Annotated in this window: 10 protein-coding genes and 1 tRNA gene; 10 read left to right on the forward strand and 1 reads right to left on the reverse strand. The window is 57.3% G+C overall.

Translation table 11 applies throughout. The features are described 5' to 3' along the window. Positions 1 to 45: 45 nt before the first annotated feature. From tsaE to K315_RS0108675, 10 genes are all read left to right on the forward strand, one after another. Positions 46 to 597, forward strand: a complete 552-nt coding sequence (tsaE, locus tag K315_RS0108620) for a tRNA (adenosine(37)-N6)-threonylcarbamoyltransferase complex ATPase subunit type 1 TsaE (protein ID WP_044085668.1) — start codon at positions 46 to 48, stop codon at positions 595 to 597. A 105-nt stretch (positions 598 to 702) separates the two neighbouring features. Continuing rightward, positions 703 to 1,584 (forward strand): tRNA (adenosine(37)-N6)-threonylcarbamoyltransferase complex dimerization subunit type 1 TsaB, encoded by an 882-nt coding sequence (gene tsaB / locus K315_RS0108625; RefSeq protein ID WP_029577088.1) that lies wholly within the window; start codon positions 703 to 705, stop codon positions 1,582 to 1,584. Positions 1,585 to 1,627: 43 nt separating this feature from the next. Then, positions 1,628 to 2,182 carry a ribosomal protein S18-alanine N-acetyltransferase gene (gene rimI, locus K315_RS0108630; RefSeq protein WP_029577089.1) on the forward strand — a complete coding sequence of 185 codons (555 nt, stop codon included), beginning with the start codon at positions 1,628 to 1,630 and terminating at the stop codon, positions 2,180 to 2,182. A gap of 94 nt (positions 2,183 to 2,276) precedes the next feature. Further along, positions 2,277 to 3,320: a tRNA (adenosine(37)-N6)-threonylcarbamoyltransferase complex transferase subunit TsaD gene (gene tsaD, locus K315_RS0108635; RefSeq protein WP_029577090.1), complete on the forward strand. Its 1,044-nt coding sequence runs from the start codon at positions 2,277 to 2,279 to the stop codon at positions 3,318 to 3,320. 521 nt (positions 3,321 to 3,841) lie between these two features. Continuing rightward, positions 3,842 to 3,914 (forward strand) — tRNA-Asn (locus K315_RS0108640). A gap of 1,084 nt (positions 3,915 to 4,998) precedes the next feature. Beyond that, positions 4,999 to 5,619, forward strand: coding sequence for an SWIM zinc finger family protein (locus tag K315_RS0108655; protein WP_152571463.1), 621 nt, complete (start codon positions 4,999 to 5,001; stop codon positions 5,617 to 5,619). A 64-nt stretch (positions 5,620 to 5,683) separates the two neighbouring features. Then, positions 5,684 to 6,250: a hypothetical protein gene (locus tag K315_RS0108660; RefSeq protein ID WP_029577093.1), complete on the forward strand. Its 567-nt coding sequence runs from the start codon at positions 5,684 to 5,686 to the stop codon at positions 6,248 to 6,250. After that, positions 6,237 to 7,319, forward strand: coding sequence for a hypothetical protein (locus K315_RS0108665; RefSeq protein WP_162142823.1), 1,083 nt, complete (start codon positions 6,237 to 6,239; stop codon positions 7,317 to 7,319). The genes K315_RS0108660 and K315_RS0108665 overlap by 14 nt, the downstream gene beginning before the upstream one ends. A 219-nt stretch (positions 7,320 to 7,538) precedes the next feature. Further along, entirely contained in the window at positions 7,539 to 7,739 is a 201-nt protein-coding gene (locus tag K315_RS0108670; protein WP_029577095.1) for a hypothetical protein, read from the forward strand. Beyond that, on the forward strand, positions 7,729 to 7,926 hold the full coding sequence (locus K315_RS0108675) for a hypothetical protein (RefSeq protein WP_029577096.1): 198 nt from the start codon (positions 7,729 to 7,731) through the stop codon (positions 7,924 to 7,926). The genes K315_RS0108670 and K315_RS0108675 overlap by 11 nt, the downstream gene beginning before the upstream one ends. 355 nt (positions 7,927 to 8,281) lie before the next feature. On the opposite strand, the gene K315_RS0108680 is transcribed toward K315_RS0108675, so the two are convergent. Beyond that, a complete protein-coding gene (locus K315_RS0108680) occupies positions 8,282 to 9,292 on the reverse strand; it encodes a hypothetical protein (protein WP_029577097.1) in 1,011 nt (336 codons plus the stop codon). Between the last annotated feature and the right edge of the window lie 661 nt (positions 9,293 to 9,953).

Here is a 9,953-nt window from a genome sequence, read left to right on the forward strand (position 1 = left end):
GAGACTGGCACGACGCTGAGCGTCGAAGTCCCCACCGCCGACGCGATGCGCGCGCTCGGCATCCGCATCGGCAGCATGCTGCACGGCGGTGACGTCCTGCTCCTGTCCGGGCCGCTGGGAGCCGGGAAAACCACGCTTGCCCAAGGCATCGGCGCCGGACTGCACGCCGACGAGCCCGTCGTGTCGCCCACATTCACCATCGCACGCGAACTGCACGGCCGATTCTCCGACGGTACGCCGGCAACCCTCATCCATGTCGACGCCTACCGGCTGGGTGGAAACGCGTACGCGCCGGGACAAGACAGCACGGACCGGCTGCTTGACGAGCTCGAATCCATCGGCCTTGACGAAGAACTCGACAACCCGAGCGACAACACCGTGATCCTCATGGAATGGGGGGAACAAATGGCTGCCGCGCTCGCCGACGAACGGCTCGACATCCACATCGGCAGGCCCTTGCCAGCCGCCTCGCACCATGACAGGGGAGCGGAAAGCGCCACGCCGGAACTGACCAGCGACGGCATCAGAACCGTCGAACTCATCCCCGTCGGTCAACCATGGCGGCGACGGATTGACGTCATCGCCGACCTCCGGTAAGCGCCGTTCACGTCCTTGCTCGGGCGCTGCAAGTTTCAACGCCCGAGCATCACCCGCGCGACAAGAGTAAAGTAACTGAGGATCCGCAAACACGCAGGAGGCACCATGACGCATACGCTGGTCATCGACACATCATATGGTTCGACGGTGGGGCTCGTCGGGTACGAGCCCATCATCGAAACCGACTCACGAACCCATGTCGAACGCCTCCAAGTCAATATCAGTCGCGCCTGCGAGCAGGCGAACATCCAGCCGCAGGACATTAGCCGCATCATTGTAGGCACCGGTCCGGGGCCGTTTACCGGGCTCAGGGCGGGAATCGTCACCGCCAAAGCGCTCGCTTTTGCGACCGGTGCCCAGCTGATCGGGCAGAACATTCTCGACGCGCAGGCGCTACTCGGCCTCCTGCGCAAGGAAGACGGCAGCCTCGCATCCATCACCGGCGAACAGACGCAAGACAGCGACCCCGATTCGGACGGGCCGCACAGGCTCATTCTTGCCGTCAACGATGCCAGGCGCCGCCAACTGTACTTCCAGCTCGTCGACTCGGAAGCCTACCTTAACGCGTTGCGCACCTCGCAACCTGTGGAAGAACGCGGCCGTATCGCCACGTTGATCGGCATGGATATTGACTACCCGGACAATATCGTGCAACGGGTGAACGCCGTCGTCCAACAGCTGCGGGAGACCGACGGGCCCGGCAGACAGATTGACATCATCGTCGACGTCATCGGACATGGTGCCCAACGCTACAGCCAAGCTTGGAACCAGCTCGAACACCTAGGCACCGTCCTCGATGCATCCCTGCCGGAACAAGGCGAACCAGGGTTGCGGGCCCTCGCTGAACTGGCCCTGACCCAGCTCAACGCGGGAGCGACCCCGGCAAGCGCAGAACCCCTGTATCTGCGCCGGCCCGATGTGTCCATCCCCAATCCGCTCAAACACGTGCTCAATCACGGCGCCGCAACCGCAGCCGACAGCCGTTGACCACGTAGCTGAACCGGGACACAAGACATACGGACCGACAGCCATGATCGTCGACTACACCACACTCGAACGCGAACCGCTGATCGCTACCCTCGCCGGGCTCGAACGCGACCTGTTCGGGCGTGGATCGTGGACAAGCACCATGATTCGCCAAGAACTCGACGCACCCGCGCGCACGTATCTGATTGATATCGTTTCTGATCCCGACATCGACCATTCGATGGCGGCACAGCCCGGAACCCTGCCTATCCGCGGATATGCCGGCTACTGGTACGACGGTGACGACGCTGAGATCATGACCATAGGCGTCGCCCGCCCATACCAAGGCCAGGGCATCGCCACACGGCTGCTGGGCGGGCTGATCGGCCGCGCGCGAACGCAGGGCGCCCGTCGCATCCTGCTCGAAGTGCGCGTCGACAATGAACCCGCACTGGCGCTGTACCGGCATCAAGGGTTTACCACGCTCGGCAGGCGCAAACACTACTATCAGCCGGACAACGTCGACGCCTACACCATGGCGCTCGATTTGACGCCGCATATCGCCGGATTTGCGCTTCCCAGTGATGACGCGACGGGCGGCATGCGACATGACCCGTGAGACGCCTTGAGAAACGTACGAACAGCACGAAAAAACAGCAAGCGTGAACGGCATGCAGTGCAACGCATATGATCAGCATCCAAAGGAATCAACCATGAACCAGCCAACCATTCTCGGCATTGAATCCACCTGCGACGAAACCGCCGCAGCCATCGTTCGAGGCAACGCTCTGCTTTCCAACGTCGTCTCCTCATCCATGAACGAGCATGCACGCTACGGCGGAGTCATCCCCGAAATCGCCTCACGCGCTCATGCCGAAGCCTTCGTCCCGTGCGTCCAGCAGGCGCTCGCGGATGCCGGGCTTGAACTTTCTGACGTCGATGCGATCGCCGTGTCCGCAGGCCCAGGCCTCGCCGGATGCCTCGCCGTCGGGGTTTCCGGAGCCAAAGCGCTTGCATGGGCTGCGCACAAGCCAATTTACGGTATCAATCATGTTATTGGGCATATTGCGGTCACGCAGCTGCAATTCGGCGCATTTCCGCCGGACACGCTCGCGCTGATTGTTTCCGGCGGGCATACGTCACTGCTGCATGTCGAGGATGTCGCGCGGCATATTGATGTCGTTGGCACCACGCTCGATGATGCGGCGGGGGAGTGCTTCGACAAGGTTGCGCGCCTGCTGGGATTCCCGTATCCGGGTGGCCCGCATATCGACCGGCACGCGCAGCAGGGCAATCCACATGCCATCCGCGTGCCTCAAGGGTTGACGCAGGGTAAGGCCGGGCGGGAGCATTCGTACGATTTCAGCTTCTCCGGCGTGAAAACCGCTGTCGCCCGGTGGATCGAGGAGCAGCAGGCCGAAGGACGTGCCATCCCGGTGGATGACGTGTGCGCGTCGTTGGCGGATTCCGTGGCGAGCGTGTTGGCCCGCAAGGCGATGCACGGGTGCGAACAATACGGGTCGAAGACACTGATTGTCGGAGGTGGTTTTTCAGCAAACTCCCAGCTGCGAGCCAAGCTGCTTGAAGAAGGAGAGCGTTGCGGGGTGGAGGTTCGTATCCCGCAGATCAAGCTGTGCACAGACAACGGGGCGATGGTCGCGATGCTTGGTGTAAATCTGGTCGAGGCTGGAGTCAAGCCGTCCGACCCGGATTTCCCGATCGACTCGGCCATGCCGCTGACGACGATTAGTGTGTGAACGGATTCTCGCAACTCTCACAATTGTGTGTGTGGCTTGGCTCAGGGGATTGGCTTGGGAGACTGACTCGTTCGGCTTGTTCGGCTTGTTCTGCTTGTGCCGCTGGGCTCTGTGTGAGCCATCCTCGCATGGATTGTGCCTTGACCGGTCATGAGGCTGATTCTGATTGAAATATCCGCTGTTGTGTGAGCGAGTCCTCACATGGTGGTGCATGGATTGGCCAAATGGGTGATTACGGCCGTCGGATGGGCCGTTGTGTGAGTGGGGCCTCACAAGGACAGGCATTGAATTCGTCCGATTGGTTTGCAGATAAACCCGCCTGCGGTGCGATTGGATGTCACACCGCAGGCGGGTTTATTTCATGATGTTGCGCCTTTGTAATCGGCGTACTGAGGACGATTTTCGTTGAAACCACAGGCGACACGCCGAATGCTCGCTCGATTTGCGTATCTGCTCGCCACGTGTAAAATATATCAATTGTGCGCGGGAGTTAATCCCACGGACAAAGCGAAAGCAGATATTCCTGCGTAGCTCAGTTGGCAGAGCATCCGACTGTTAATCGGACGGTCGCTGGTTCAAGCCCAGCCGCAGGAGCTCCATCAGCCCCCGGGTCACCGGGGGCTGTTTCTGTTTCACCCCCATGAACCTTGCGCGACTGCTCCATCAGCGTGTCATCCAGCAGGGCCTAGTTAATGACAAAATGTATGTTTTGGTCCGGCGTGTCGGGGTGGCGTCATCGACGCATCGTGCTCGGTGGGCCCCGAGTTATAGGCCAAAATGGGATTATAGGCCAAAATGTGTGTCTGGTGGCGGGTCAGTCGGGGGTGCCGTGGTATTCGGTTGGGAAGCTGGATGCGGATGTCGGAGCATACCGGGTGGATTACGTCCATCATGTTTCCGATGTTCCGGTAGCCTTATACCCCGCAGATGATCAGTTTGATCTTGTTGTTTCTCGCCTCGACCCTCGCGTTGTCCACGTCCCGGCGGATCGTGTCCGGGATGTGCTCCTTGTGGCGTTTGATTTTGACGTACGGTTCCTTGAACGCAGAAATCCCTTCAACCGGTACTCCCGGTACGGTTTCGGGTCTTCTGCGTTTCAACCGCGCGCCCCGGCGATCCTCCCGGCCTGTTCGCGAGCGGCGCGCAAACGGTCCCTGCGCGCCTCGTCGAGCGCGTCCATCACCCATTCGATGACATGGAACGGGCAGACGCAACGCTCACACCCCTGCGTGGATCCGTCGACGCAATCCGTGATCTAGCGGACCCCGTCCCCGGCCGCCATCCTAATGCTCGCGAGCCGTTCGTCCGACAGGCTCCTGTAGAACCCGTCATATCATCCGGCATGGTGCGCCTCAACCGAACATGCAGTCGATCCGCGCGGGCAGGGCTGCGCATGGCCACCGCCTGTACCATGGGTGACCCTGATGGCGACGCATGTATCTAGTGGTGAAATGGCGTCGAGACTACTACATGTACGGAGTTTGTTTCTTTGACGCAATGGTGTTTGACCTGTTAATCTTATTTACGTTAAAAGCCACCAATGCCTCTCACTGAAGCACACTAGGGTGGCATTTTTCTTATCGGAGGGGACCATGGACGACGACGGTATCCAGCAGTTGCACCACTATCCGCAACGTCAGCGTCATCGATGGAGGCGGAGATGGGGAACTGCCAGCATATGTGCAAACTTCAGGATTTTTCGTCGCTGTTTGACCAGCGGATTCTCGACCGTGCGTATGGGTACCGTGATGCCGGTATGGTCACCGATATCAGACAATCCACGGATGACACCGATTTGTGGCATGCACAGGTGGCAGGCTCGCTCGGATTCTATGATGTCGATATCCGCATTCACGGTAGTGCGGTCATGTCGGCCGCGTGCACCTGCCCCTATGGCCAGAAACACTCGTATTGCAAGCATGTGGGTGCGGTGCTTTTGACGATTGCGGACCGGCAAGATGAGCGGCAGACCGATGCCGCTCTTCCGAACGATGCTTCAGAGGCCGTTCGTTGGTATTGGAATGATCAGTTTCCGGGCGCGAATGGTTGGAAAGCCGTGGACGTGCTGGACGAGCAAGATTGGAAAGCGGTTCGCCGCGTGCTGGAAAACGCTTTGGGATTGCCTGATTCACAGTTGCACTTGGTGTCGTTGATTCGCGCGAACGATTCATACACCAAGCGGTCATCGACTTCTGCCCAGCGGGGCAATCAGACGAATGCCAACATGCGGTTGCTGGTTCCGCTGTTCCACCCCCACAGACGTTGCACAGCTGCCTCACGGTTGGTTCACTTTCCTTGAAGCCGCATATGAGCGTCTTGGCGATCGTGAGGGACTGCGGCACGTGTACCGCAGGTACATCCTCATGGCCCGCACCCTGCCTGAGGCGGTGTATGTGCAACGGCTGCGCCAGGTCTCGGGGGAGCATTGGCAGGAGGACCGAGACGCCATCGTCGACTTCGCGTCCCGGCATTCGCTGGAGATTTCCTATGGTGGCAGGAACCCGGCGTATGAACGATTGCTGCGGGAAGAGCACTTGGCGCAGGCTGCCGCAACGTATTGCCGGCACAATGCGAATCCCCGAGTGTTGCTGAATCTGTTTGATCTGGTGGCGCCAACCGATCCGGAACGGTGGAAGGACCGGGTGCGCACGATGCTGCTGCAACCTGATTCGGAGTTCTACCGAGTGAATGACGATGCCTCGGTGCGTTATGTGGTGGCGTGGGTCAGCAGGATTGAAACGGTGTTCGGCGAGGAGATGGCCCATGAATTGGCTACTCAGATTGTTTGTATGTTTCCGCAGCGCGAATGGTTGCATACGCGGTTGCTGCCGTACTGCGGCATCACGGAGAGCAGGCAAGAGCCGGAAACAACAGTTGAAGATGCCGATGACGCTGACGGCGAGAATGAGGAAAGCAATGAGCAGGAATAATGACTTCCATGATGAGAACTTCATCGAGGAGCGGCCACACAGAACTATGGAATCGTTGCTTGCTGCGACGATGAGCTATCGGTTCGGGTACCGTTTTCTCCAGCAGGATCCGCTAACCGATCCCCAGTGGGAAACGGTCAGAGATATTCTTGAACGCTACTTCGGGATGAAGGATGTCACCACCGCGTTGCGCTACGCAGCTGAGCGCGCACATGATGGGCTGCAGCGAAATCCAGGCGTTCATGTGAGTGCGAGTTCTCGGCAGGATCTGGACTCGATGCTTCGCGCTGGCGGGAATGATCATCGCGAGGGTACCGGTGGCGGCGTTGCCGGGAATGACAAGGATGGCAATACCGCGGAAAATACTGTCCCTCCAAGTCCGGATGAGATTGCCAGGCGCGGCCTGCCCGGAGGAGTGTTTGACGTCTTGGAGGCTGCGTATGAGCATTTCGACGACAACCAGGGCTTGCTGAGAATCGCAGTGTACGCGATTGTGTCCGATATCGTTCCTGCGCACCGCTACCTTGCCATGGCGAAGGACCTCGCCGGCGATGAATGGCCGCAAATTCGCGATCGCATTGTCGAACTGTTCGAAGAATTCGACAACAAGGTATTCATCGGGTATGACGATCGCAATGTCGCATACGAACAGCTGCTTGTGCAGGAGCAGCTGGGTGATGCCGCGTGGAATTATCTTCGTCGGCGGAAGCCTCCCGTCGGTGGATGCGAGCCGATTTTCATGAGTGATAGTGCCAAGAACTGGGATTCTCTGTTCAATACGCTTGCGCCGGTTGTGTCGCTATCTCAGCGCGATGCAGTGATCTCGATGCTGATGCATCCGTTGCAGGACGCCGATGGCAATCTGCTCCATGAAGATACCGAGAAGAATCGGGCGAAGATTCAGCGTATCTTCAGGCAGTGCATATGTTTTGGTGCTCGTGACCGCGCGGTACGGGAGCGAGAGCGGTTGCGGATGATGTACCCACGCCGCCCGCAACTGCAAATGATGCTGGATGATGTGCTCGAGGAGCATGATGACGACGTTTCATGGGAGCGGGACAGCAAGTGACAAGCCCGCATTGCTGTATTGCTGTAATGTAATACAATAATACAGTATGCTGCTTGCTGACAGGCAGTCCTGCTTGTTGCCTCAACTGGTATTCCGCCCGCACAGTTAGCCAGCTTCCCCTCTCTCGTAGTGATTCCTCGACGTTCAACTTGTTGCCATCTCCTGTTCGCGACGGGTAGGTTTTCATGCCTTAGCCTGCCAGCAGGAGGACTGCATCTCATGTATCAGACTGTTGAAATTGGGTATCATCCGAAAGCCGGCGATATGGCTGCAGCGATCGAGCACGCTGCGAATGAACTTGCCGCGCAAGGCCATCGTGTTGTGCCGTTTTCTGTGACGGGCAGCGCCAAAGCCATTGTGCTCGCTGAAAGAGAGTCCGATGATGCCTGCACGGGGAAGGATATTCATCATGAATACTAACCTGCGCAGGGCACTGCTCATCATCGGTGTCATCGGCATCGTCTTCGGGGTCGTCTGTTATATCGGCCTTCTGATTGGCGGCAACTTCGGTGCGTTCGTCAAGGGTATGACCCCTGGCATCCCGCTTGGTGTCTCTGCACTGGTGATTATCGTTGTCGCCGGCAGGGGGCAACGGCACGGCGACTGAGTTTACAATCACCGGTGTGTGGGTTGAAGCACATCAGTGACTCTTGCTCTTCGCATGTTTGTGCTAGTGGAACTGTGCGATGTCGACAAACCTTGTGGCAAACTCCTCTGCGGTTGTTGTCGCTTGTCAATGATGGACGCCATGATCATGAGCCCCGCTTGGGTGAAACCAGCGAACCTATATTGCCACGGCAAGCAGGTTCGGTCGTGACCGGCTTTCGGGCTGTCCGAATATACGAACACCTTACGAACACCATGATGGCTTTCAAGCCGGTCAAACCGCTGAACTTCATACGGACTGTATTGCATTGCCCCCTGCTTCAACACCGAAATGTATTATGCCATGTTACGGTTTTTCAGAAGTATGATCCATAGGTGTTCATCTCGACCACTACTCTGTCCCCATCAACTGCGTATTTCCCCTCGACCGAGAAAGTCTCGTACCCTGTCCACATTCTGCGTATTTCCTTGTTGAAGTCATCCGGTGCCTCGAACGTGCGTTTCACCCTTCCGTCGTATCTGGTGCTGTAAGTCCCATCTATGCCGACATTGTCGATTGTCGGATAGAAATCCATCGACCAGCTGATGTTGCTGATGGCGGGATCTTCACCTGACCAATAGATCGGTGTGAAACCGAAAGGACATGCTTCGCTCCTCAGCGTCTTCATGGTCGCGCATTCATTCAATGCGCTTCGCATCTCCTTTGAGATTGCGACTTCCAAATCCGCATTGGGTTCCACGTCAATCTCCCTGTCAAACAACAGGGTGTTCTCGTTCGTACGAATGGTCACCGTACTCGTATTGAAATACCGCCCGACATCGGCTTTGACGACATACGTTCCCGGATAGGCGGTAAAAGTCAGCGTCCTGTCATCAACGACATGCCCTGTGGTTTCAGCTTGTTCCGCGTTAAGCTTCACGTCGTTGACAAGATAGTCGTCCTGTCCTTTGGGCGCACTAAAAGAGACCTGCTTGAGTAGCGGCCTGATGATTTTCCAATTGTCGAAGACCACATATCGTGAACCATCCGGGGCAAGTATAATTTCGTCACTGCAGGTTTCCCCGTTCAATTCATATGAGATATCTACAGCCAATGTCTCGTCGGAACGTGGACGAATCGAAACGACGCGAGGCTCGGAGATTCTCGAGGATTCAGCCCGCCCAACCTTGTCGGCGAGCATCGCTCGCTTGTTCGCTTGAAGCCTGGGCTCTGCGAGTTGTGTAGCACGCTGATAGTTACCAGAGGCAATCGCTGCCAGGTATTCATTGACAAGGGTGTTTGGGCTGAAAATCGTGCGAGACAATACTGTGTAGCATCCGTAACCAGCAGCAGCTACTACTGCGAGAACAACCATGATAATCACCATCTTGTTCCTGAACAGTTGGTGCAACCGTGACCGAGTCGTGGTGAGTAGTGCTGATAAACGTCCGGGTATGGATTGCTGCTGCCCAACATCACCGATGGTTGTCGGCGAACCGCATCGCGGGCAGGACGATGTTGGATGATCAATTGAGAACTTACATGTGTTGCAAAGCATATATTCCCCCTGGCCATTATCATGTATGGATCATTCCATATGGTCGCGGGCGGATATCCGTCCGACGATGAAGAACAGCTTATCCAAAATCAGGGACCCATGGGAGGAACAGATCTGGCACAGTGCGATAAATGCGAATAGAATACTCGAAGATATCGGCGTGTCGGGAGGATGAGAGGTTTTGGTTGTTGTTTTGGTTGGTTGTGTGTGGTGTTTTCGACACGCCGGTGTTTGGGTGTGTTTTGTAGGGTTTGTGGGGTGGTGGTTGGGTGGTTGGTTTGCGTGGGTGGGGTTGGTGGTGTAGGTTGTTCTCTTGCTGCCGCTCGCGGGCCGGCTTCCTTTGGGGGGTTGGTTTTGTCGGGTGTGTGGTGGTGGTTTGAGAACTCAAGAGCGTGTCTGTACTACTTTTTTATAGTCAATGATTGCCAGTCCGGTCCCCGCTTCCGTGCGGGGTGTTTGATTGTCCTGCGTGGGAGTCCGCGAGGGCGGT

The organism is Bifidobacterium thermacidophilum subsp. thermacidophilum DSM 15837 (assembly GCF_000426425.1).
GTDB lineage: Bacteria > Actinomycetota > Actinomycetes > Actinomycetales > Bifidobacteriaceae > Bifidobacterium > Bifidobacterium thermacidophilum.